This window comes from Rhodovastum atsumiense (genome assembly GCF_937425535.1).
GTDB classification, from domain to species: domain Bacteria; phylum Pseudomonadota; class Alphaproteobacteria; order Acetobacterales; family Acetobacteraceae; genus Rhodovastum; species Rhodovastum atsumiense.
Genome location: NZ_OW485601.1, coordinates 5,989,767 through 6,013,740 on the forward strand (window position 1 = coordinate 5,989,767; position 23,974 = coordinate 6,013,740).

Here is a 23,974-nt window from a genome sequence, read left to right on the forward strand (position 1 = left end):
ATGCGCAACATCCTCGCCGTCGCCGGCCGCGAGTTCAGCGGCTACTTCGCCACCCCCGTCGCCGTGGTCTTCATCGTCATCTTCCTCGTGCTGCAGGGCGTGCTGACCTTCAACCTCGGCAATTTCTTCGATCGCAACCAGGCCGACCTCGCCCCCTTCTTCAATTTCCTGCCCTGGGTGTTCCTGCTGCTGGTGCCCGCCATCACCATGCGGCTCTGGGCGGAGGAGCGGCGGCTCGGCACCATCGAGATGCTGCTGACCCTGCCGATCACGCAGGCACAGGCGGTGATCGGCAAGTTCCTGGCCGCCTGGGCGTTCTGCGCGATCGCGCTGGCCCTGACCTTCCCCTTCGTGCTCACGGTCAACTATCTCGGCCGGCCCGACAACGGCGTGATCGCCGCGGGCTATGTCGGCGCGCTGCTGGTCGCCGGCTCCTTCCTCGCGATCGGGGCGGCGCTGTCGGCGCTGACCAGGAACCAGGTGATCGCCTTCGTCATCGCGGTCGCCGTCTGCTTCCTGTTCGCGGTCGCCTCCTATCCGCTGGTGACCGATTTCCTCGCCCAGCATCTGCCGGTCTTCGCCGACATCGCCCGTGCGCTCTCGGTCACCGAGCGCTACCAGGGCTTCACCCACGGCGTGGTCGGGCTGCGCGACCTGATCTTCTTCGCTTCCTTCATCGGGTTCTGGCTGTTCGTGAACACCGTCATCGTCGAGCACAGGAAGGCTGACTGATGCGCCGCACCTGGACCTCCGTCGCCGGCGTCGTCGCGGTCGCCGCGATCCTGATCGGCCTCAACATGTTTGCCGGCCGCTTCCTGGCCAATGCGCAGCTCGACCTGACGCAGCAGGGGCTCTACACGCTCTCGCCCGGCACCCGCACGGTCGTCGCCGGGCTGAAGGAACCGGTGACGCTGCGATTCTACTTCTCCCGCAGCCTCGGCGCCCGCATTCCCTCCTATGGCGCCTATGCCGACCGCGTGCGCGACATGCTGCGCGAATACGCGCGCATCGGCCACGGCAACATCAGGCTCGAATTCTACGATCCCGAGCCGTTCAGCGACACCGAGGACCGCGCCGTGGCCTACGGGCTGCAGGGCGTGCCGCTCGACCAGGGGGGGGAGCAGGTCTATTTTGGCCTGGTCGGCACCAACCTGCTCGACGACGAGCGGATCATCGCCTTCCTGCAGCCCGACCGCGAGCGCTTCCTGGAATACGACCTGACGCGCCTCGTCTACGAGCTGTCCAATCCGAAGCGCCCGGTGGTGGGGGTGATGTCCTCGCTGCCGCTCGACGGCGATCCGCGCATGATGATGATGATGCGCAACAGCGGCGGCGTGGGCGGCCCCGGCGCACCGTATGTCTCGATGCTGCAACTGCGCCAGTTGGATACGGTGAAGACCGTGCCGACCGATGCGCAGGTGATCGATCCGGACGTGCAGGTGCTGCTGGTGGCGCAGGCGCAGAACCTGTCCGACGCGACGCTTTATGCCATCGACCAGTTCGTCATGCGTGGCGGGCGGCTGATGGTGATGGTCGATCCGCACAGCGAGGCACAGGCGGCGCAGCCGGGCCCGACCGGCATGCCGAGCGAGAACACCGCGAGCAATCTGGCGAAGCTGTTCGATGTCTGGGGCATCACCTTCGATCCGAAGACCGTGGTCGGCGACCTCAAGGGTGCCTGGCGGGTGCGCGCCGCCCCCGGCGACCGGGTGCAGGCAGTCGATTACGTCGCCTGGTTCAACATCCGCGACGGCCTCAACCATGATGACCCGGCGACCGCGGACCTGGAACAGGTCACCGTCGCCGCCGCCGGTGCCATCGGCAAGAAGGATGGTGCCGCCATCACCTTCACGCCGCTGCTGTCTTCCTCCGACCAGTCGGGCACGATCCCGGTGGAAAGCGTGCGGGCCATGCCCGATCCGGGCAAGATCCTGGGCAGCTTCAAGCCGGAGGGCGGCCCCCGCGTGATCGCGGCCCGCGTGCGCGGGGAACTCGCCAGTGCCTTCTCCGCCCCGCCGCCGCTCGCCGAGGGCCAGCAGCGTCCGGCCGGCTTCCCCGAGCACAAGGCCCATACCGACGGCCCGGCCAATCTGGTCGTGGTCGGCGATTCGGACATCCTCGCTGACCGCTTCTGGGTGCGGGTGCAGAATTTCTTCGGCCAGCAGGACGCGACGCCCTTCTCCGACAACGGCCCGTTCGTCGCCAACCTGATCGGCACACTCGCCGGCGGCGACGCGCTGATCGGGCTGCGCGGCCGTGGCACCTCGCAACGCCCCTTCGACGTGGTCGAGGACATGCAGAAGGCGGCCGAGGCCCGCTTCCGCCGCACCGAGCAGGCGCTGCAGACGCATCTGGACGAGACGCAGAAGAAGCTCGCCGAGCTGCGCACCGGGCGCGGCGGCCAGGCCACCGCCGCCGTCATCACCCCCGAGCAGCGCCAGGCGATCGACGACCTGCGGCGCGAGATCGCCGACACCCGCAACAAGCTGCGGGCCGTGCAGTTCGACCTGCGGCGCGACATCGCCGGGCTGGAGACGCGGCTGCGGCTGATCGACATCCTGCTGGTGCCGGCGATCCTGACCGGGCTGGCGGTGGCGCGCGGCATCGCCCGCCGGCGCCGCCGCCCGGCGCGCGCGTGATCGGGACGTGAGGAGAATCGTGGCGTGAGGAAACTGGCATGAACCCTCGCATCGTTGCCATCCTCGGGGGCGTCGCGGTCGTCGTGCTCGGCGCCGCCCTGATCTGGGGCCGCGGGCCGATTGCGGTCACGCAGACCGCGCCGACGCAGGCGGGCACCCTGGTGTTCCCGGGGCTCGCCGGCCGCCTGCAGCAGGCCGCCCGGGTCGAGCTGACCACCAAGGGCCAGCCCCTGGTCATCACCAAGCAGGGCGATGTCTGGGGCCTCGCCGATCGCGGCAACTACCCGGTGCAGGCCGGGAAGCTGCGCGAGCTGCTCACCGGCCTGACCGAACTGCACCTGACCGAGCCGCGCACCGCCGATCCGGCGATGTACGAGCGGCTTGGCGTGGGCGACCCCGCCTCCCCGACCGCGACCGCCACGGGGCTGCGCGTGCTGGACGGATCGGGGCAGGTGCTGGCCGAGCTGATCCTCGGCCATCGCCGCGTCCGCGCCCAGGCCAACCTGCCCGAATCGATTTATGTGCGCCGGCCCAACGAGGCGCGGTCGTGGCTGGCCGAGGGGCGGCTGCCGGTCGATGCCGATCCGCAGCTCTGGTTGCTGCGCGACATCGCCAATATCGACGCCAAGCAGGTCGCCTCGGTGGTGGTGCATCGCGACGACGCGGTGCTGCGCTTCGGCCGCGACGGCGACAAGCCGGTGCTGGCCGAGCCCGCCGACCATCCGAAGCTGGATGACTACCGCGTCGAGGACGTCTTCCGCGGGCTGGAGCAGCTCACCCTGACCGACGTGAAGCCGGCGGCGCAGCAACCCGGCGAGAAGCTCGGCACGGCGACGATCACCCTGACCGATGGCACCGTGGTGGACGCGACGGTGTTCCGCGCCGACAAGGACATCTGGGTGCAGTTCGCCGCGCGGGGCGACAGCGCGCAGGCGAAGGAACTGGCCGCCCGCGTCACCGGCTGGACCTACCAGATCGGATCGTGGAAGGAACGGTCGCTGGTGCCGACGCTGACCGAACTGAAGGCGGAGGAACCACAGAAGCCGGCCGCCCCGGAAGCGGCTGCCCCGACCGAAACGCCAGTGCCGCAGGCCGCGCCGGCCTCGCCCGCCGGGACAGCGGCTCCGGATGCGGCCGCCCCGGCCGGCGACACGCCGGCACCGGAAGCCGAGCCAGAGCAGAAAGCCGAATAGCCGGTGAGCCGCGAGTACCCCACCCGGCCCATCGTCGGCATCGGCATCTGCCTGTTGCGTCCGCATGCCGGCGGCGAGGTGCTGCTCGCCCGGCGCGGCCAGGCCCCGGCGCTCGGGGCCTGGACCCTGCCCGGCGGCGCGCAGGAACTCGGCGAGACGGCGGAACAGGCCGCCCGCCGGGAATTGCTGGAAGAGACCGGGCTCACCGCTGGCCCGCTGCAGCTTGCCGCCAACGTCGATTCCATCCACCGCGACGCGGCCGGCCGGGTGCGGTACCACTACACCATCCTCGATTTCTACGGCCTGCCGGCGGGGGGCGTGCTCGCGCCCGGCGACGACGTGGCCGAGGTCGTCTGGGCCCGACTCGATGCCCTGGACGCCTACGCGCTGTGGGACGAAGTGCATCGGGTGATCGGCATCGCCCGCCAGCAGCTTGGTGTGTGACATCCCCGATCGAACCGTGAACTTCCCCCTGACCGTCCCGTTGGTCCTGCACACAAACCCAAGGGGGGAGAGTCACGCGATGGCAGGTTTCTTCGGGCTCACGTCGATTATTGATCGCATCAGCATCCTGGCGATGGTGGTCAACCCGGCGATCGGTGTGGTCAGGGCCGATGCGCGCAAGTTAAATGGGGAAGCGGGAAAACTGCCCGCCGACACGCCGCCCGGTCATGGCGACCGCCATGCACCGCCGCCGACCAGCGCCCGGGATGACCGCCCCGGCGCATTCGGGCGCACCGGGGAGCACCCTGGCCAAAACGGCTGAGCCTGGCGTGGGCCGAGTCGCCAGCGACTCGGCCTGCCCTGGCCCGCAGCGACAGCATTGCTGCCGTGTGACCCGACACGGCAGCATGGCCTGCGTCCAGGGGCGCAACCCGCGCGGGGACGGATCAGGGCGGGAGCAAATTACTTTTTGAAAAAGTATATAATCTGATTACTTGCCCGGAATTGTAAAAGGCGCTTCAACTGCACGCTGAGCCAGAGGAGGCCGCCATGACCAGCATCCATCCCGAGACCCTTGCCCTGCACGCCGGCTGGCGCGCCGACCCCGCCACCACCGCCGTTGCCGTGCCGATCTACCAGACCACCTCGTACCAGTTCGAATCGGCCGACAACGCCGCGGCGCTGTTCGGGCTGCAGGCGCTCGGCAACATCTACACCCGCATCATGAACCCCACGAACGACGTGCTGGAAAAGCGCGTCGCGGCGCTGGAAGGCGGCGTGGCGGCGCTGGCGCTGGCCTCGGGCCAGGCGGCGAGCGCGTTCTCGGTGCAGAACCTGGCGCGCGCCGGCGACAACATCGTCTCCTCGACCGACCTCTATGGCGGCACCTGGAACCTGTTCGCCAACACGCTCAAGGACCAGGGAATCGAGGTGCGATTCGTCGATCCCTCCGATCCGGAAGCCTTCGCCCGCGCCACCGACGACCGCACCCGCGCCTACTACGCCGAGACCCTGCCCAACCCGAAGCTGCGCGTCTTCCCGATCGCCGAGGTCGCGGCCATCGGCCGGCGCTTCGGCATCCCGCTGATCGTCGACAACACCGCCGCCCCGGTGCTGGTGAAGCCCCTGGAGCACGGCGCCGCCGTGGTGGTGTACTCGCTGACCAAATACCTGGGCGGCCACGGCACCTCGATCGGCGGCCTGATCGTCGATGGCGGCAATTTCGACTGGGAAGCCCATGCCGCCCGCCAGCCGGCGCTGAACACGCCTGATCCGAGCTACCACGGCGCGGTCTGGTCGCAGGCGGCCAAGCCGCTCGGGCCGATCGCCTATATCCTGAAGGCGCGGGTGACGCTGCTGCGCGACCTCGGCGCCGCGCTCAGCCCGTTCAATGCCTTCCTGATCCTGCAGGGCATCGAGACCGTGGCCCTGCGCGTCAAGGCGCACAGCGAGAACGCGCTGGCGGTGGCGAACTTCCTGCGGGAACGCCGGGAAGTGACCCGGGTGATCCACCCCTCCACCACCACCGGCCAGGATGCCGAATGGACGCGGAAATACCTGACCCGCGGCCAGGGCGGGCTGCTCGGCTTCGAACTCGCCGGTGGGGCCGAGGCCGGGCGGCGCTTCATCGACCAGCTGAAGCTGTTCTACCACGTCGCCAATATCGGTGATGCGCGCAGCCTCGCGATCCACCCGGCGAGCACCACCCATTCCCAGCTCAGCGTCGAGGAGCAGGCGGCGACCGGCGTGTCGCCGGGCTATGTCCGGCTTTCGATCGGCATCGAGCATATCGACGACATCATCGCCGATCTGGCCCAGGCGCTCGACGCCGTGGGCGCCTGACCGGAGGCGGGGGCCGCAAGGCCCCCGCACCCCGGAGGGGGTTGGTTGCCTGCACAACCCGTGCTAGGAAGCGCCTCATGGCCCTCTGTCGGAACTGGTAGACGAACGCGACTCAAAATCGCGCGCCTTTGCGGGCGTCCCGGTTCGAATCCGGGGAGGGCCACCACATCACCCCCATCATCAGTGCAGCAGCCGGGCGCGGATCGTCCCCTCGATCGCCTGCAGGTCGGCCAGCACCTCGGCCGCGGCGGCCTGGCCCTCGGCCTCGATGACGACGTAACCCAGATCGCCTTCGGTCTGCAGGTACTGCGCGGCGATGTTCAGGCCGCGCCGGCTGAACACCAGGTTCACCTGCCCGAGCATGCCCGGCACGTTGCGATGCACATGGATGTAGCGCGCGTTCTGGGCCCGGTCCGGCAGTTGCACCTGCGGGAAATTCACCGCGCCGAGCGTGGTGCCGGCATCGGCGTAGTCGATCAGCTTGCGCGCCACTTCCTCGCCGATGTTCCACTGCGCCTCGATGGTCGAGCCGCCGATATGCGGCGTCAGGATGACGTTCGGCAGGCCCTGCAGCGGCGTCACCAGCTTCTCCCCGTCCCCGGTGGGTTCCACCGGGAAGACGTCCACCGCGGCGCCGAGCAGGTGTCCCGACCGCAGCGCCGTCGCCAGCGCGTCGAGATCGACCACGGTGCCGCGGCTGTTGTTGATGAGGAAGCTGCCCGGCTTCATCGCCGCGATTTCATCGCGCCCGATCAGCCCCACCGTATCGGGGGTTTCCGGCACGTGCAGGCTGACCACGTCGCATTCGGCCAGCAGCGCCGCCAGCCCCGCCGAGATCTGCACGTTGCCGCGCGGCAGCTTGATGGCGATGTCGTGGTACAGCACGCGCATGCCGAAGGCCTCGGCCAGGGCGGCGAGCTGGCTGCCGATATTGCCGTAGCCGACGATGCCCAGCGTCTTGCCGCGCACCTCCCAGGAATTGGCGGCGCTCTTGTCCCAGCCACCCTGGTGGGCGGCGCGGCTGCGGTCGGGGATGCGGCGCAGCAGCATGACGATTTCCCCCATCACCAGCTCGGCGACGCTGCGCGTGTTGCTGAACGGGGCATTGAAGACCGGAATGGCCTGCTCGCGGGCGGTGCGCAGGTCCACCTGGTTGGTGCCGATGCAGAAGCATCCCACCGCCAGCAGGGAGTCCGCGGCGGCGAGAGCCGCTTCGTCGAGCCGGGTGCGGCTGCGGATGCCCAGCAAATGCACGCCCCGCAACGCCTCGGCCAGCGCCGCGCCCTGCAGCGCCCCGGCGCGGCGTTCCACATGGGCGAAGCCGGCGCGGGCGAACAGCGCGGTCGCGCTGTCGGCGATGCCTTCGAGCAGCAGGACGCGGAGTTGCCCGGACGAGGCAATGGAGGGAACGCTCTGGGACATGCGGCAGGTCCTGGACGGAGGTGGCCTCCCCCGATAGCGGGACCGTCCTAACCAGGCAAGACGAGGCCCAGCCTGCCTGCCATGGCAGGCGGTGCAGAGTCGCGAACAGCCCGGTTGATCGGCTCGGTGCGCCGGTCTGCCCCGCGCCGTCCGGCTGAAATCTCCCTGTTGACCGCGTCCGCCGGGCCAACTAAACACCCGCCCATGGTCGGGCGTAGCTCAGCGGTAGAGCAATCGGCTGTTAAATTTTTGACACTTCAGAGGGAGACCTCAGTCGAAAATCGGGTGAATTCGGTGGAACCCCACCGTCGCGAGACGAGGGCAACGCCGAGCCAAGCCAGACGAAGGGCATAAAGGTCGTCTGGAAGGTGTAGAGACTAGGCGGTGAGGAGCCCATCCAATAACCCGCCCACGAGCGCCCGACACCCTAACGGTCACGCCGAGGGTGAAGACATAGTCCGGCACCGCGAGGAATCGCGGCAACAGACCGAACCGATTGGTCGTAGGTTCGAATCCTACCGCCCGAGCCATTATGATGCGGCGCCGCTCCAGACTGACGGAGCGGCGCCGCAATCGTTTTTGGGTTATGCCAGCGAGACCGGACGATCCGGGAAGCAAAGCTGGTCGCGGTCGCGCCAGCTCGGCCGGACGTAATTGACTTCCATCAGCCGCCGCACGCCGATGATCTGCCGGCGCTCGAAGCCATGCCAGGTATCCGGCCCGGCGATGAAGATCACGCCGGAATTGAACTCCCCGGAAGAGCGGGCAACCCAGCGCCGGTCGGCATCGTAGATGTCGGTGCCCCATTCCGCCGCATCCGGCCCGGTGAACAGGTACACCACCATCGAGAAAAGCTTTTCCGGAATGTCGCGGTGCGGTTCCAGCCAGGCGCCATCGGTGTCCTGGATGTATTCGATGCGCAGGTAGCCGCCGGCGAGGTCCGCATGCAGGGTCTCGGCCAGCAGCCGCGCCACCTCGGGCTGTTGCAGCGCCTCGGCCAGCACGGCGCAGCTGGGGAATTTTTCCAGCAACCGCGGCGTGAAGAAGGTGCGGCGGTCATTGTAGCTGCCGCGCGTGCCGTCGGTGACGCCCAGCGCCGGAGGGGCGATCGGCAGCGTCAGGATGCCGGTGCAGAGATCGACCGGGAACACGTTCGACAGCCGCCAGTGCCGGTACGGCCATTCCGCCTGGTGGGATTTGTGCAGCGCCGCGACGAAATGGTGCACGACCGTGTCGAGCCTGGGAACGGGGGGATACATGGTCACCTCACGAGGCCCAGGGCAGGCGCCGCGGCGCCCATTGCAGCACCTGCCGCAGCGGCCCCACCGACTTGGCAAAGGCGCTGACGCTGTGCCGCCAGTATTCCTTGCGCACGTACCACTCGGAATCGACGTAGCAGAGCTGCAGGCTCATGCGCTCGCCCTTCTGCGGCAGGAAGCCGTGCCAGGACTTGTCGGAGACGCGGAACATCAGGATGCGGCCGAACTCGGGCGGGAACTCGAAGGCGTAGTCCTCGCGGTCGTTGCTGCGCAGCACGCGCAGGCGGCCATGCTCATAGGGCCATTCCCGGCTGAAGCCGACGATCACGGTGATGATCTTGTGCTTCGAATCCGGATGGGCGTAGCCCTCGTTGTAGGCGCCGGTGGTGTTGCCCATCATGACGATGCAGGGCGGGCGCTGGCTGAGGTCGATGTCGAATTTCCGCTCCACCAGCCTGCGGAAACGCGGGCTCAGCAGGTCCTGGATAACCGCGCCGAAAGCCGGCCCGTATTTCAGGTCGGGCAGACCGTAGCTGCCGCGCCAGGGAATCTGCGGGGCGTCGGCAAGCACCGCGTCCTTGTGGGTCAGCGGGATCGCCTGGTCCACATAGCTGTAGTCATACGGCTCGCGGTGCAGCTCCGCCGCCGCGATGGCGGCCTCGTCGAGCATGGTGAAGGGGGCGTCGTCCTTCTGCATCGGGCATCTCCCTGCGAGTTCAGGCTGGGGACGGCACGAACGGGGGTCCGGTGGCATCCGACGTGACCGGGCCTCTAGAAATCCGGCAGGAACGGCTGGCTCTGGGCGGTGATGGCGATGCCCTCCACCTCCACCAGCCATTCCGGCCGGCAGACGGGCCCCTGCACCATCAGGATGGGCAGATGCGGAAGGCGCGCGCGCAGATGCCACTGCACACGGTCGGAATCGGTGGGATCGCGCAGATAGACCAGCAGGTACATCAGGTCCTCGAGCGAAGCGGCGCCGCTCTGCAGCAGCGCCTCGACGTTCCCGAGCGTGCGGTCGAGCTGGCGGATCACGTCGCCCGGATGCACGACGCGTCCGAGGTGATCGATGCTGGCGGTTCCCGAAATGAAGTGGTGCGCACGATCGGCATAGCCGACGCGGGTGCCCCGCTCGAAGGTCACGTCGTAATCCTTGGTGGGGCAGAGCCGGCTGAAATCGTTCAAATAGGTGACCTGTCCGGGCACCAGGCCGAGCACCGAATAGGCGTCCATGGCAATGACGTCGTGGCGCCCGCCGCAGGCGCCCTCGATCCCGGTGGCGGCGATGTAATGGGTCTCGGTGGTCAGGCCGTGGCGGGCCAGCAGCGGCGTGCGCGTGTCCACCATGTCCTGGTAGAGCACGTCCACGTCCTTGACATAGATCCAGGTGCGCACGGCGTTTTCCGCCAGCGTGCCGCCCTGCCCCGCCAGCGTCCCGACCAGTTCGTCGAAGGCCGCGCGGGTCTGGGCCGTGGCGTCGGCCGGTGGCGGGGCTTCGCCCACGCACAGCCCGGTGCTCCAGAGATGACCGAGCTCCGCCTTCCCGACCAGCAGGTGGCGGGGGGAAATGCGCCGCTTCGCCATCCCCGGGGCGGCGACATGATACGCCAGCAGCGCGAGCTTGCTGCCCGGCAGCGGCGGCTGCTGCACCACCGACACCGCCACCGGCCCGCTGGCGGGATCGTCGCAGAGCGGGCTGGCGCGCAGTTGTACCGCCTGGTTCATCACGTCGCTCACGTGCAGGCGACGGAACACCGCGGTCGCGGCGTCAAGCTCCAGGCGCCGCTGCATCTCGGCATAGGCACGGGCCACGGCCTCGAGCTGCTCGGCGAAATCCGGGCCCGGGAGGGCCTCGACGATGATGACATGCTCGGTGCCGCCGGAACTGCCGGTGAAACTGCGGCTCGCCGTCCTGGCTCCGACACATCCGTGCATCAATCGTCTCCCTGTCTGTACGGAGGGACGCAAGAGCAGCCGACTCGCCAGCCCCGGTGAGGCCGATCACGCCGGCACGAATCCGCGCAAATGCTCAGCTCTTCGGCGATTCGCTTAAAATTCCATGCACGCGAGCGTCGTTGATCTCGGTCAAAATCATTATATCTGTAATAACATTACCATCCAGGTCTTTCTTATGGTGGAAGTATTTCCAGGATCATTCGCGTTATTATTCTAGCGCGATGGTTTCACCCTGCCTCCACCGGCGCGCGCCGGGTCGCGCATCCGTCCGCCCTGGCCGCGACGCGGGCCCCCTACCGCAAGGGCCCGGAAGGGGGCATGTTCCGCCCTCCTTCCGGCCTGGCCGCGGCACAGGCGGCCGGGCATACGCTGCGCCTGGAGCCAGACCCATGACAGAGCTTCTCGAGATCGCCGCCGGCGACTGCACGCTCACCCTCGCCCCCGAGATCGGCGGCGCCATCGCCTCCTGGACGCGGGGCGACGTGTCCATCCTGCGACCGGTGCAGGAGGACGCGCTGGCGCAGAAGAACGCGCGGGGGCTGGGCTGCTTCCCGCTGTTCCCCTTCTCCGGCCGCGTCGCCGGCCGCCGCTTTCCCTGGCGCGGCATGACGCACGAGTTGCCGGCCCTGCTGGACGGCGCCGCCATCCATGGCGCCGGCTGGAAGGAGCCCTGGCGCGTCGCCGATGCCGATCCGGACGACGCCATCCTGGTGCTCGACCATATCCCGGGGCCGCTCTGGCCGTTCTCGTTCCGGGCCGAGCAGAATTTCGAGCTGCAGCCCGACCGGCTGATCTGCGACATGGAGATCACCAACACCCACACCCATGCCGCCCCGGTCGCCTTCGGCCTGCACCCCTATTTCCCGCGCACCCCGGGCTGCACGCTGCAGTTCCAGGCCGGCGGGGTCTGGCGCAAGCGGCCGGGCGAGGCGGTGCCGGGCGAACGCACCGCGGTGCCCGCCGAATGGGACCATTCAACCGCGCGTGCCCCGGTCGAGGGCATCGATGATTGCTTCGTCGACTGGACGCGGCCGGTTCGGCTGACCTGGCCGGAGGCGAAGCTGGCGCTGACCATCACCGCCGACCCGGTGTTCCGCCACCTGGTGGTCTACGTGCCGCCCGGGCGCGACTATTTCTGCGTCGAGCCGGTGTCCAACATGAACGACGGCCTCAACCGGCTCGACGGCAAGGACCACGGCTTCACCGTGCTCGAATCGGGCGACACGCTGCGCGGGCGGGTCACCTTCACGTTGGAGACGCTCTGACCTGGGCGCCGCTTCCCGGCCCGCCGGGGCCGGGAGAGGCGACGTCCGCGTCCTGCGGCCTGCCGAGCAGGGTATCGAGCCGGCCGGCCAGGTTAACCGCATTGTTGCCTTCGACCATGTCGGCATGGTCGCCGGGAAGGTGGTACACCTCCACCGCGCCGCTGCGGTGGGCCAGGATCTCGACCGGCTCGCAATACAGGGGATCGCGCCGGGTGGCGCGGAAGAACACCACCTTTCCGGGATAAGGCGGCAGCCGGTAACGCGCATAGGCGAAGCCGGCGGCCGCCCTGACCCGTTGCAAGGCCGGCGGCAGCGCGTGCCCGGCCACGCTGCGCACCCGGCTCGGCCGGCCCAGGACCTGCTGCACCTTCCGTCCCACCCCATGCGTCACCCGCGACGCCAGTTGGCGCAGTTCCCGGCTGCTGGCGCTGTGCAGTTGCCGGACCACGTGGCGCAGTACCCTGGCGTGGAACCCGAGCCAGCCGCGCGTCGAAAGATTCCGCGGGTGGATGCCGCTGTCGATCAGCGCGACCAGGGCGACCTGCTCGCCTTGCGCGCGCAGTTGGCAGGCCATCTCGTAGGCGACCAGCCCGCCGAAGGAATAGCCGACGAAGGCATAGGGCCCCTGCTTCTGCACCGAGCGCATGCCGGAGATGTAGTCCGCGGCCATTTCGTCGATCCGTCGCCGTGGCTCGGTCCCGTCCACCCCGCGCGCCTGCAGCGCATAGACGGCCCGCCCCGCGTTCAGCGCCGACAGCACGCGGTACATCTCGATCACGGTGCCGGCGATGCTGGGCACGACGAACAGCGGCGGAAAGCCGCCGGGCCGAAGCTCGGCGACCGTGTTGCCCCCGGGTTGGTTCTGTTCAAGCAGGGCGACGAGGCCGGCGATGGTCGGTGCCCGCAGCAGCGCCGTCACCGGCAGTGCCTGCCCGAAGCTCGCCGTGACCGCGTCGGCGATGCGCAGCGCGGTCAGCGAATGCCCGCCGAGATCGAAGAAATTGTCATCGAGCCCGATCGGGGCGATGCCGAGCACGCTCTCCCAGATCGCGGTGAGCCGCTCCAGCGGCGTTCCGCGGTCCGCCATGACGGGCGCCGCCGGCCCACCTGCCCCATGCAGGTCAGGATGGCTGGCGATCAGGTCGAGCACGTCGGGATTGCGCAGCGCCGCGCGGTTGCCGGCGGGGCGGCGGTTGACGGCGTCATGCGCGGCCCGCTCGGAACGCTTGCCGCTGTGCGTGGTCGGCATGTCCGGGATTGCCGCGATCACGGCGGGCACATGCGCCGGCGAGGCCCGGCGCGCCAGCGCCGCGCGGATCCGCCGCTGCAGCGTCGCGTCCAGCGTCACGCCCGGCTGCAGCGCGACCAGCAGCACGAGGCGGGTGCCCCCCGGCTCCTCCGGCGCCGCCTGCTCGACGCCGAGGCAGGCGCGCAGCTCGGTGACATCGCGCAACGCCGCGTCGAACTCGGCCGGGCCGATGCGGATGCCCCGCACGTTGATCACCCCGTCCGAGCGCCCGTACAGCCGGGCGGTGCCGTGCGGCGTGAACGAGACCAGGTCGCCATGCGTCCACACCCCCGGGGTGCGGGCGAAATAGGCGCCGTGGAACCGGCCGCCGTCGGAATCGCCGAGGAAGGCGATCGGCCGCGAGGGAAACGGCGTGCGGCAGACCAGTTCGCCGACCTGGTCCAGCACTGTCGCCCCGCTTGCGTCGACGGCTTGCACGTCGAGGCCGAGGCTGCGGCACTGTGCCTCGCCGCGCCAGACCGGCAGGTTGGGATTGCCGAGCACGAAGCAGCCGATGATGTCGGTGCCGCCCGAGATCGACTGCACCGGCACCCGTCCGACCGCCTGCATCACCCAGTCGAACTGGTCATCGTACAGGATCGAGCCGGTGGACATCACGCCGCGCAGGGCCGAAAGGTCATGGGCCCGCGCGGGCACGTAGTCGCGTTCCTGGCACAGCCGCAGATAGGCCGGGCTGGTGCCGAAGCGCGTGACCCGCTGGGCGGCGACGATGTCCCACAGCGTTCCGGGGCCGGTCACCGGGCCGTCGTACACGACGATGCCGGCCCCGGTGGCGAGCGCCGAGAGCTGCCAGTTCCACATCATCCAGGCGCAGGAAGTCTGGAAGAACAGCCGGTCCGACCGCCCGAGATCGCCGTGCAGGCGATGCTCCTTCAGATGCTCGAGCAGCGTCCCGCCGGCGCCGTGCACAATGCATTTGGGCCGGCCCGTGGTGCCGGAGGAGAACAGCACGAACAGTGGATGATCGAAGGGAAAGCGCTGCCAGCGGCCTTCCGCCGGGCCGGCGGCGAGGTCGTGCAGGCGATGCACCGGACAGCCGGCGGCGACGGCCGCGCCGTCATCGAGCGTGACCACGCCGCGCAGGCCCGGCAGGCCGGCAATGATCGCGGCAAGCCGCTCGCCGCGGCGCGGATCGGTGGCGCCGTCGCAGAACAGCAGGACCGGTTCGAGTTCGCCGAAACGGTCGAGCACGGCCTCCGCCCCCATGTCCGGGGCGGCGGCGGAGAAGCTCGCGCCGAGCATGCTGGAGGCGAGGGCGGCCACCACCGGTTGCCAGCCATTGCCCGCGATCGCCGCGACGCGGTCCCCCGGCCCGATCCCGAGCCGGCGCAGCCCGCCGGCGACATGTTGCACCCGGTGGCGCAACTGCGCGCGGGTCAGGATCTCAGGCGGGGCATCGGCGTGGCAGGCGATGATCGCCGGTCGCTCATCATCCCCGGGCGCCCGCGCGGCGAGCAGGTTCTCGGCATAGGACAGCCGCAGGCCCGGGAAGAAGCGGGCGGTCTCGCAGCTCTGGCTGGTGCAGACGACCTCGCTTTCCCCTTCATGCAGTGGCTGCGACCAGTCGAGGAAATACCCCCAGAAGGTCTGGAACCGTTCGACCGAAAAGCGATGCAGCGCGGCGGGGTCGGCCAGATCGAGCCGGCTCCTGCTGCGGCAGAACGCCATGAAATCGCTCAAGGCCGAGCCGGCGACCGCCAGGGGATCGGGAACCCACATCGGTGCCGGCGCGGCCGCCTTGCGGCCGGTGATCCGCAGAAAAGGGCGCTTGTCCTCGATATCGCGCATAGCGAAAGACAAAAGCCGATCTCCTCGCCTGAAGAGTTAGAATAATATAGATGCACTACTGTACTACTTAGAATGATTTTTCTTAATCATCTCGGCGTCAAGTTGTAACTGGAAAATATATTCCTACGACGCGATGCGGTTAACGCAACGCAGACTATATGGTTCCATTCGCAACAACGCGTTTAATTTATGGACTTGCCTTTAATTTTGTTGGCGGAAATGCCAGATGCCGTCACGATCACGCAGTGCAATCAATTGCAGATGAGCAATCGCCTCGATATGGCCATTTCCCGCCCCCCTCGCCCGTCCGTCCCGTGCGGCCTGGGCCGGCGGCGGCTCCCGCCGACGTGAGCGTGGCGGGGCCGTGTGCACGGCCTGGCGAGCCTTGACGCCGGATGTGGCGGGGGAGGCACAATCGGCCAGGGCAAGCGGCCCGCCCAAGCGCCGCCCCCCGGAGGAGTCCTGCCATGAAGCCGAATTTCGACCTCACCGGCCGCCTCGCCCTCGTCACCGGGTCTTCGCGCGGGCTCGGCTGGGCCATGGCACAGGCGCTCGCCGCGAGCGGCGCGCGCCTGCTGCTGCATGGCCGCGACCATGCCGCCCTCGCCGCCCGCGCCGCGACGCTCGCCGAACGCGGCACGCCGGCCGCCGAGATCCTGTATTTCGACGTCGCCGACGGCCCCGCCGTGCAGGATGCCTTCGCCGAGATCACCGAGGCGCATGGCCGGCTCGACATCCTGGTCGGCAATGCCGGCGGCATCATCCGCAAGCCGGTGCTGGAATTCAGCGACGCCGACTGGCACCAGGTGCTGGAGACCGACCTCAGTTCCTGCTTCCGCTGCGCCCGCGAGGCGCTGCGGCTGATGATCCCGCAGGGGCATGGCCGGATCATCCTGACCTCCTCGATCATGGGCGACCGTGCCAGGCCGACGATTCCCGCCTATGTCGCCGCCAAGGCGGGGCTGCACGGCCTGGTGCGCGCGCTCGCGGTGGAAGTCGCCACCGCCGGCGTCACCGTGAACGCGATCGCGCCCGGCTACTTCCCGACCGATGCGACCGGGCCGGTGCAGGACGATCCGGTGTTGAACCAATGGGTCATCGATGCCACCCCGATGCATCGCTGGGGCGACCCCGCCGAGCTTGGCGGCGCGGTGGTTTTCCTGGCCTCGGACGCGGCCTCCTTCGTCACCGGATCGGTGCTGACGGTCGATGGCGGCGCCTCCGCGGCACTTTAGACCTCACCGGGCCGCCCCCGCGCGGTGCGGCTCGCGCCAACGTGTCCGGCCGTCGGCATCGCCGGGGATCCCGCCCCGATCCCCCGCCGGGCGATGCACCCGCCCCGGGTTTTGTCGCCCCGGCGGCTTCCGCTATACTGGCTGACGCCCGGCCGGTGACGCTTCCGTCACACCGGGGACCCGACATCGCGCGCAGGGCTGGCGGGGCGGCCGCGCGCCCACCCAAGACTCTTTGCCAGCCGCCGTTGAAGACTCTTTGCCAGCCGCCGTTGACCCGTTGCGACGGGCCAACACATAAGGCGGACGGTATGACATGTCTGCGAGCCGACGAAGGATTTGCGCCGACACATGGACGAGCCCGACTGGGATATCCCGACCAACCTGCAGCCGGATCCGGACGAGTACGGCTTCGACCTGGAGCGCACCCTGCGCGCCGTGGTCGGCCTGCGCGCCAACGTGCCGCCCGACGCCTTCACCGCCTCGACCCTCGGCACCGAGCGCACGGGCAGCGGCATCGTCATCCGCGAAGACGGGCTGGTGCTGACCATCGGCTACCTCATCACCGAGGCGGAGACCGTCTGGCTGATCACCGGTGACGGGCGCGCGGTGCCCGGGCATGCGCTCGGCTTCGACCAGGCCACCGGATTCGGGCTGGTGCAGGCACTGGGGCGGCTCAATCTGCCGGCGGTCGAGTTCGGGAACTCGGATGCCGCGACGCTCGGCACCACCGGCATCATCGCCGCCTGCGGCGGACGCGAACGGGCGGTGGAAACCAAGGTGGTCGGCAAGCAGGAATTCGCCGGCTACTGGGAGTACCTGCTGGAAGAGGCGCTGTTCACCGCCCCGGCGCATCCGTTCTGGAGCGGCGCCGCCCTGCTCGGGCGCGACGGCAAGCTGCTCGGGATCGGCTCGCTGATCCTGCAGCAGGGCGACGGCAAGCGCCGGATGGACCTGAACATGATCGTGCCGATCGGCCTGCTGCCGCCGATCCTGGACGACATCCTCACCCTCGGCCGCCCCAAGGCCCCGCCCCGCCCCTGGCTCGGCCTGTACGCCATGGAGAGCGACGGCGGCATCGTCATCGGCGGCACCGCCACCAAGGGCCCCGCCGAACGCGCCGGCCTGCTGCAGGGCGACCGCATCATCGGCGTGGGCGAGGAAAGCATCACCGACCTCGCCTCGCTATGGCGGAAAGTGTGGTCGACCGGCACCGCCGGCGCCCCGGTGGTGCTGCGCGTCAACCGCGACGGCAGCACCCAGACGGTCTGCGTGATGTCCGCCGACCGCATGTCCTTCCTGCGCGGGCCGAGGCTGCATTGATCCCCCGGCCGGGGCGGCGGGGTCAGGCCCGCCGCACCAGCCGCGCCGGATCCATGGTGACGCTGTGGTCGAGCGGCCCGTGCCCACCGCCCAGCCCCGGTGCCGCCGCGATCGCCGCCTGCACATAGGCGCGCGCGCGGCGCACCGCATCGACCATCTGCATCCCCTGGGCCAGCCCCGCCGCCACCGCGCTCGCCAGGGTGCAACCGGTTCCATGGGTGTGCCGCGTGGCGATCCGGGGGGAGCGGAAGGCGGTGACGCCGTCCCGGGTCGCCAGCAGGTCCACCACCTCCGGCCTGTCGCCGTCGAGATGCCCGCCCTTCAACAGCACCGCCGGCACGCCGAGCGCCAGCAGTGCCGCCGCGGCCCGCTGCATGTCGGCCTCGTCGGCGATCGAGAGCCCGGTCAGCACCTCGGCTTCCGGCAGGTTCGGGGTGATCAGCGCCGCCCGCGGCAACAGGAAGTCACGGATCCGCTGCAGCGCCGCATCGGCGGTCAGACGCGCCCCGCCCTTGGCCACCAGCACCGGATCAACCACCAGCGCCGGCTCGCCGGCCTGCTCCGCCAGCACCTCGCAGATGGCATCCACCACCGCGGCGTCGCCGAGCATGCCGGTCTTGATCGCATCCGCGCCAAGATCGCCAAGCACGCACCGCATCTGCGCCTGCACGAAGGCCGGCGGGACCGGGTGGATGTCATGCACCCCGCGCGTGTCCTGGGCGGTAAGCGCCGTGATCGCCGTCATGGCGAAGCCACCCAGCGCCGTGATTGTCTTGATGTCCGCCTGTATTCCCGCGCCGCCGCCGGAATCCGACCCGGCAATGACCAGCACCCGACCCTTCATGGTTTCTTCCCACTTCGAAGATCAGGAGCTTAGCATGGGCCGGGTGAGGAGCGCTGCTGGCCTCTCGCGCGGATCGTTCCGGGGCGTTGCCCCGGACCCCAGGTGTAGGGCGGATCAGCGCAGCGCAATCCGCCATCGCAAAGCGCCGCAAGGTTGCCGGCTTGCGTTGGCGGACTGCGTCCGCCCTACATCTCTGGTCTCGGCTCTTTAGTCTTTTTAATCAGCCGCCTGGGCCGGTTCCTCAACCGCGGCGGCGATCTCGTCGCACAGCCCGTCGACCAGCTTCGTCACCAGCACCTCGTCCTCGCCCTCGGCCATCACCCGGATCACCGGCTCGGTGCCGCTCTTGCGGATCAACAGCCGGCCCGACCTGCCCAGTTGCAGCTCGGCCGCGGCGATCGCCTGGGCAACCCGGGGCTGCGCCAGCGGCGAGCCCCCCCGGAACCGAACACTCTTCAATTTCTGCGGAAACGGTGTGAATACCCGCATGACCTCGCTCGCCGGCCGGCCGCTCTGCACCAGCACCGCCAGCACCTGCAGCGCCGCGAGCAGCCCGTCGCCGGTGGTGGCATAGTCGGACATGATCATGTGGCCCGACTGCTCGCCGCCCAGGTTCAGCCGCTTCTCGCGCATGCGCTCCATGACATAGCGGTCGCCGACCTGGGTGCGCTCCAGCCGCAGCCCCCGCCCGGCCAGGAAACGCTCGAGCCCCATGTTCGACATCACCGTGGCGGCAATCGCATCGCCGGTCAGCCGCCCCGCCTCGCCCCAGGACCCGGCGATCAGCGCCAGCACCTGGTCGCCGTCGATGATGGTCCCCTGCTCGTCGGACAGGATCACCCGGTCGGCATCGCCGTCCAGCGCCAGGCCGAGATGCGCGCCCTGGCGCTTCACCTCGGTGCACATCATCTCCGGCACGGTCGAGCCGCAGCCACGGTTGATGTTGAACCCATCGGGGGCGACACCGACCGGGATCACCTCGGCGCCCAGCTCCCACAGCACCGTCGGCGCCACCCGATAGGCGGCACCATGGGCGCAATCCACCACGATGCGCAGCCCCTCCAGTCGCAACCCGCGGGGGAAGCTGGCCTTGGCGGCCTCGATATAGCGGCCCGCCGCGTCCTCCAGCCGCGAGGCCCGACCCAGCCGGGACGGCGCGGCGAGCTGCGGCGTGAGGTCGCCCTCCATCAACGCCTCGATCCCGGCCTCGGTCTCGTCGGAAAGCTTGTAGCCGTCCGGGCCGAACAGCTTGATGCCGTTGTCCTCGTACGGGTTGTGGCTGGCCGAGATCATGACGCCGAGATCGGCCCGCAGGCTGCGCGTCAGCATGGCGATGGCGGGGGTGGGCAGCGGCCCGACCAGCACCACGTCCATGCCCGCGCCGATGAAGCCGGCGGTCAGCGCAGGTTCGATCATGTAGCCCGACAGCCGGGTGTCCTTGCCGATCACCACCCGGTGGCGATGCGCGCCGCGCTTGAAGATCAGGCCGGCGGCCTGACCCAGCTGCAGCGCCAGGGCCGCCGTCATCGGCTCGGTATTGGCCGTGCCACGGATGCCGTCGGTGCCGAACAGGCGTCGCTTGGTCGTCATGCAGCGCTTATCCCATATGCCGGGAGCCGCACCTGTCGCGGCCCCCTGATCCCGGTGCGGGCCCGATACGGCCCCTGCCCCGGCGTTCCGATTCCGCGACGGATACACCTGCATCCATCACTATTGCCACACTAAAGTGCTTTGCCTGCGACAGTAAACAGCCAGAATGCCTTAGGTCTATCTCTTGATATGCAACTTTAATGGCGAAGTGTTTCCGCGCCGGTCATGGACAAGCCAGGGCGCCCCCAACCCGAACACGCCAGCACAAAAAAACCCGCCCTTTTCCCCCGGTGGGGGAAAAGGGCGGGCGATTCGGGATAGGGCGCCGCGGATCAGCCGGGCTGCGGTGCCGGCCCCAGGCCCGGTGCCGGCGCCGGCGGCACCGGCCGTCCGGCAGTCGGCACCGAGGCGCGGCGGCTTTCCGGCGCCGGTTCGTCCACCACCTTGCGGATCACCGGGTCGCCACGCAGCACGGTGCGGATTTCGTCACCGGACAGCGTTTCGTATTCCAGCAGCCCGCGCGCCAGCCGGTGCAGTTCCTCGAGATTCTCGGTCAGCACGGTGTGGGCCTTGGCATAGGAGGTGTCGATGATCGACTTGATCTCGGCATCGATCTCCCGCGCCGTCGCCTCCGAGACGTTCTTGTTCTGCGTCACCGAATGGCCGAGGAACACTTCCTGGCTGTTGTCGCCATAGGCGATCATGCCGAGCTTGTCGCTCATGCCCCATTCGGTGACCATGCGGCGGGCCTGATCGGTGGCCATCTTGATGTCGCCGGCGGCCCCGTTGGAGACCTTGTCGGCGCCGAAGATGATCTCCTCGGCGGCGCGCCCGCCCATCGCCATGGTCAGCTCCGCGAGCAGCTTGGACTTGCTCTTGGAGTAGCGATCGCCCTCCGGCAGGCTCATCACCAGGCCCAGCGCGCGGCCGCGCGGGATGATGGTGGCCTTGTGCACCGGGTCGCATTCCGGCTCGTGCAGGGCACACAGCGCGTGGCCGGCCTCGTGATAGGCGGTCATGCGCTTCTCCGCCTCGCTCATCACCAGCGAGCGGCGCTCGGTGCCCATCAGCACCTTGTCCTTGGCGTTCTCGAACTCAGCCATCGCCACCACGCGCTTGCCCAGGCGGGCGGCCAGCAGCGCGGCCTCGTTGACCAGGTTGGCGAGATCGGCGCCGGAGAAGCCGGGCGTGCCGCGGGCGATGGTCTTCGGATCGACGTCGGAGGCCAGCGGCACCTTGCGCATGTGCACGCGCAGGATCTTCTCGCGACCGTTCACATCCGGGTTGGGCACCACGACCTGCCGGTCGAAGCGGCCCGGGCGCAGCAGCGCCGGATCCAGCACGTCCGGCCGGTTGGTGGCCGCGATCAGGATGACGCCTTCATTGCTCTCGAAGCCGTCCATCTCGACCAGCATCTGGTTCAGCGTCTGCTCGCGCTCGTCATTGCCGCCGCCCAGTCCGGCGCCGCGATGACGCCCCACCGCATCGATTTCATCGATGAAGATGATGCAGGGGGCGTTCTTCTTGCCCTGCTCGAACATGTCGCGCACGCGCGAGGCGCCGACGCCCACGAACATCTCGACGAAGTCGGAACCCGAGATGGTGAAGAACGGCACGTTGGCCTCGCCGGCGATGGCGCGCGCCAGCAGCGTCTTGCCGGTGCCCGGCGGGCCGACCAGCAGCACGCCCTTGGGGATCTTGCCGCCAAGGCGCTGGAACTTCTGCGGATCCTTCAGGAATTCGACGATTTCCTGCAGCTCGCCCTTGGCCTCGTCGATGCCGGCGACATCCTCGAAGGTCACGCGCCCCTGCTTTTCCGTCAGCAGCCGCGCCCGGCTCTTGCCGAAGCCCATGGCCCGGCCGCCGCCCGACTGCATCTGGCGCATGAAGAAGATCCACACGCCGATGAGCAGCAGCATGGGGAACCAGGAGAGGATATAGTGCAGCAACGGATTGACGTCGCTGTCCTCGGGCTTGGCGATGACACGCACGCCCTTTTCGGTCAGCCGCGAGACCAGGGCCGGATCCTCCGGCGTATAGGTCTGGAAGCTGCGACCGTCGGTCAATTGCCCGGAGACGGTGCGGCCCTGGATGACCACGTCACGCACCCGCCCGGCGGTTACCTCGCCGATGAAGTCGGAATACGCGACCTGCGTCGCCCCGGACCTGTTGGTTCCCGGTTGGAACAAATTGAACAGGACCACCAGCAGCAGCGCGATGATGACCCATAAAGCGAGGTTGCGGCCGAAATTGCTCATTCGATTCCCTGGCCTGACGAGCCATATATTCGTGTTACGGACCCCGCCGCGCCGCCGCGGCAGATAATCCCCCGGTTCCGACCCTCGTCCGGCCGTTCCCGCCAGCACAGAACATAGGGAGCCCGTTGGCGTTTCACATCCCCACCCTGGCCTGGACACCCTTCGGGCACAACCCCGCCGACGGCAGAAAGGGTGCACCGGCAATAGGTGACTCGACCGCGTGAAGAATTATCGTTAAGTGGCAAGACACCGGGCCAGCATAGCCAAGATGCGGCACGACGAACAGTTCTCCGTGAAGCCGCAGCGCCGGTAGCGTGCGCAGCAACGCCGCCGGCAGATGCTGGGCCGCCTTCAGGTGCCGCAGCCTTGCGGCATCGTCACCCACCGCCCCGAACCAGGCAGCCTCTGGCAGCGCCGCCCCGTCCGCGAGGCGGAACCGACCGTCCCACACCGCCCCCGGCCGCGCCAGCACCGGGGCGGCCATCGCGGCGGCCTCCCGCAGCAGCAGCCAGCCCGGGCCGAGCCGACCGGCCGGCATCACCCGCACCCCCGCCAGCGTCGCCGGCCGCAGCGCAACGGCCAGGGCAGCCACCTGCGCCGGCGGCGGGGCATGGGCGGCGCCGGCGATGACGCGCAGCAACGCCCCCAGCGCCGGTGGCGATAACGGCCCCGGCGCCACCATTGCATAGCCCCCCGGATGCAGGCGTACTCGTGCCGCCAGCTCGGCCGCGACCTCATGGTCCACCGCCGCCCGCGCCGCGCCGCGCGCCGCCGCCGCCTCCCCGGCCGCGCGGGTCAGCACCCCTGCCCCGTCCGCATCGCCCCGCGCCAGACGCAGCCGCGCGCGCAGAGCCGCCGGGTTGCGGTTGGACGGGTCTTCCACCCAGTCGAGCCCGGCCGCGCGCAGCGTGGCGCGCAACCGGCCCGGCGGCACCGGCAGCAAGGGGCGCAGCAGGCGCAGCGATCGTCCCTCGACCAGCGCGGCCATGCCGGCCAGTCCCGCCGGGCCGCTGCCGGCCAGGCGCCGCATCGCCACCGTCTCGGCCTGGTCGCCGGCGTGATGCCCCATGAGCAGGTGCACGATGCCGAGCCCCGCCGCGGCCTCGGTCAGCGCCGCATGCCGCGCCGCCCGCGCCCGTGCCGCCAAAGCGGGGCCATGCGCCAACCCCTGCAGCACGATCAGCCGCGCCGCGATGCCGAGTCCGGCCAGCCGCTGCAGCGTCAGCGCCGCCTCGGCCCCGGATTCCGGGCGCAACGCGTGATCCACCACCAGTCCGGTCACCATGCCGCCGCGCGCCCGCGCCCAGTCGCGCGCCAGCAGCGCCAGCGCGAGGCTGTCGGCCCCGCCCGAGACCGCGACCGCCAGAAGCGGCGCCGGCTCGAACGGCCCCAGCGGCGCCATCAGCGCCGCGAACTCGGGGGCTGCGATCGGGGTCATGCGCGAAGCGGCAGGCGGGGCGTTGCCCCGCACCCGACCAGGAGGCTTCGCCTCCTGGACCTCCACCAAGGGCAAAGCCCTTGGAACCCAATACTCTGTGCCGCGCAGCGAGAATGGGATCCAAGGGCCTTGTGGCCCTTGGCAGGTCCAGGGCAGAGCCCTGGTCTTTTAC

At 69.4% G+C, this 23,974-nt stretch carries 18 protein-coding genes and 1 tRNA gene; 10 read left to right on the top strand and 9 right to left on the bottom strand.

Annotated features, from left to right (window positions below):
• From NBY65_RS26960 to NBY65_RS26990, 7 genes are all read left to right on the top strand, one after another.
• Entirely contained in the window at nt 1–732 is a 732-nt protein-coding gene (locus NBY65_RS26960) for an ABC transporter permease subunit (protein ID WP_150043962.1), read from the top strand.
• Entirely contained in the window at nt 732–2,639 is a 1,908-nt protein-coding gene (locus tag NBY65_RS26965; RefSeq protein WP_150043964.1) for a GldG family protein, read from the top strand. The genes NBY65_RS26960 and NBY65_RS26965 overlap by 1 nt, the downstream gene beginning before the upstream one ends.
• 38 nt (nt 2,640–2,677) lie before the next feature.
• The gene (locus tag NBY65_RS26970; protein WP_150043966.1) at nt 2,678–3,832 is read left to right on the top strand and encodes a DUF4340 domain-containing protein; all 1,155 of its coding nucleotides are present in this window, start codon (nt 2,678–2,680) and stop codon (nt 3,830–3,832) included.
• 3 nt (nt 3,833–3,835) lie between these two features.
• Nucleotides 3,836–4,276 carry an NUDIX hydrolase gene (locus NBY65_RS26975; protein ID WP_150043968.1) on the top strand — a complete coding sequence of 147 codons (441 nt, stop codon included), beginning with the start codon at nt 3,836–3,838 and terminating at the stop codon, nt 4,274–4,276.
• A 79-nt stretch (nt 4,277–4,355) separates the two neighbouring features.
• The gene (locus tag NBY65_RS26980; RefSeq protein ID WP_150043970.1) at nt 4,356–4,598 is read left to right on the top strand and encodes a hypothetical protein; all 243 of its coding nucleotides are present in this window, start codon (nt 4,356–4,358) and stop codon (nt 4,596–4,598) included.
• A gap of 227 nt (nt 4,599–4,825) precedes the next feature.
• Nucleotides 4,826–6,118: an O-acetylhomoserine aminocarboxypropyltransferase/cysteine synthase family protein gene (locus tag NBY65_RS26985; protein ID WP_150043972.1), complete on the top strand. Its 1,293-nt coding sequence runs from the start codon at nt 4,826–4,828 to the stop codon at nt 6,116–6,118.
• Between the two features lie 79 nt (nt 6,119–6,197).
• A tRNA-Leu gene (locus NBY65_RS26990) sits at nt 6,198–6,284 on the top strand.
• Between the two features lie 14 nt (nt 6,285–6,298).
• Here NBY65_RS26990 and serA read toward each other — a convergent pair.
• From serA to NBY65_RS27010, 4 genes are all read right to left on the bottom strand, one after another.
• A complete protein-coding gene (gene serA, locus NBY65_RS26995; protein WP_150045374.1) occupies nt 6,299–7,540 on the bottom strand; it encodes a phosphoglycerate dehydrogenase in 1,242 nt (413 codons plus the stop codon).
• Between the two features lie 584 nt (nt 7,541–8,124).
• Nucleotides 8,125–8,799 (bottom strand): 2OG-Fe(II) oxygenase, encoded by a 675-nt coding sequence (locus tag NBY65_RS27000; RefSeq protein WP_150045373.1) that lies wholly within the window; start codon nt 8,797–8,799, stop codon nt 8,125–8,127.
• Between the two features lie 7 nt (nt 8,800–8,806).
• Nucleotides 8,807–9,496 carry a 2OG-Fe(II) oxygenase gene (locus tag NBY65_RS27005; protein WP_150045372.1) on the bottom strand — a complete coding sequence of 230 codons (690 nt, stop codon included), beginning with the start codon at nt 9,494–9,496 and terminating at the stop codon, nt 8,807–8,809.
• A 74-nt stretch (nt 9,497–9,570) separates the two neighbouring features.
• Nucleotides 9,571–10,734 carry a RidA family protein gene (locus tag NBY65_RS27010; protein ID WP_150045371.1) on the bottom strand — a complete coding sequence of 388 codons (1,164 nt, stop codon included), beginning with the start codon at nt 10,732–10,734 and terminating at the stop codon, nt 9,571–9,573.
• Nucleotides 10,735–11,144: 410 nt separating this feature from the next.
• Here NBY65_RS27010 and NBY65_RS27015 point away from each other — a divergent pair, with 410 nt between their 5' ends.
• Entirely contained in the window at nt 11,145–12,020 is an 876-nt protein-coding gene (locus NBY65_RS27015) for an aldose 1-epimerase (RefSeq protein WP_162530869.1), read from the top strand.
• On the opposite strand, the gene NBY65_RS27020 is transcribed toward NBY65_RS27015, so the two are convergent.
• On the bottom strand, nt 12,001–15,129 hold the full coding sequence (locus NBY65_RS27020; RefSeq protein ID WP_150045369.1) for an acetoacetate--CoA ligase: 3,129 nt from the start codon (nt 15,127–15,129) through the stop codon (nt 12,001–12,003). The genes NBY65_RS27015 and NBY65_RS27020 overlap by 20 nt on opposite strands.
• A gap of 455 nt (nt 15,130–15,584) precedes the next feature.
• Between NBY65_RS27020 and NBY65_RS27025 the strand changes: the two genes are divergently transcribed.
• Together NBY65_RS27025 and NBY65_RS27030 are read left to right on the top strand one after the other, a co-directional pair.
• Nucleotides 15,585–16,352 carry an SDR family NAD(P)-dependent oxidoreductase gene (locus NBY65_RS27025; RefSeq protein WP_150045368.1) on the top strand — a complete coding sequence of 256 codons (768 nt, stop codon included), beginning with the start codon at nt 15,585–15,587 and terminating at the stop codon, nt 16,350–16,352.
• A 348-nt stretch (nt 16,353–16,700) separates the two neighbouring features.
• A complete protein-coding gene (locus tag NBY65_RS27030; protein ID WP_150045367.1) occupies nt 16,701–17,672 on the top strand; it encodes a S1C family serine protease in 972 nt (323 codons plus the stop codon).
• A 22-nt stretch (nt 17,673–17,694) separates the two neighbouring features.
• On the opposite strand, the gene thiD is transcribed toward NBY65_RS27030, so the two are convergent.
• The 4 genes from thiD to tilS all read right to left on the bottom strand — a co-directional run bounded on the left by thiD (nt 17,695) and on the right by tilS (nt 23,802).
• Nucleotides 17,695–18,516, bottom strand: coding sequence for a bifunctional hydroxymethylpyrimidine kinase/phosphomethylpyrimidine kinase (thiD, locus tag NBY65_RS27035; RefSeq protein ID WP_150045366.1), 822 nt, complete (start codon nt 18,514–18,516; stop codon nt 17,695–17,697).
• A gap of 216 nt (nt 18,517–18,732) precedes the next feature.
• Entirely contained in the window at nt 18,733–20,106 is a 1,374-nt protein-coding gene (glmM, locus tag NBY65_RS27040; RefSeq protein WP_150045365.1) for a phosphoglucosamine mutase, read from the bottom strand.
• 332 nt (nt 20,107–20,438) lie between these two features.
• Nucleotides 20,439–22,364: an ATP-dependent zinc metalloprotease FtsH gene (gene ftsH / locus NBY65_RS27045; RefSeq protein WP_150045364.1), complete on the bottom strand. Its 1,926-nt coding sequence runs from the start codon at nt 22,362–22,364 to the stop codon at nt 20,439–20,441.
• Between the two features lie 133 nt (nt 22,365–22,497).
• The gene (tilS, locus tag NBY65_RS27050; protein ID WP_239003217.1) at nt 22,498–23,802 is read right to left on the bottom strand and encodes a tRNA lysidine(34) synthetase TilS; all 1,305 of its coding nucleotides are present in this window, start codon (nt 23,800–23,802) and stop codon (nt 22,498–22,500) included.
• Nucleotides 23,803–23,974 lie beyond the last annotated feature (172 nt).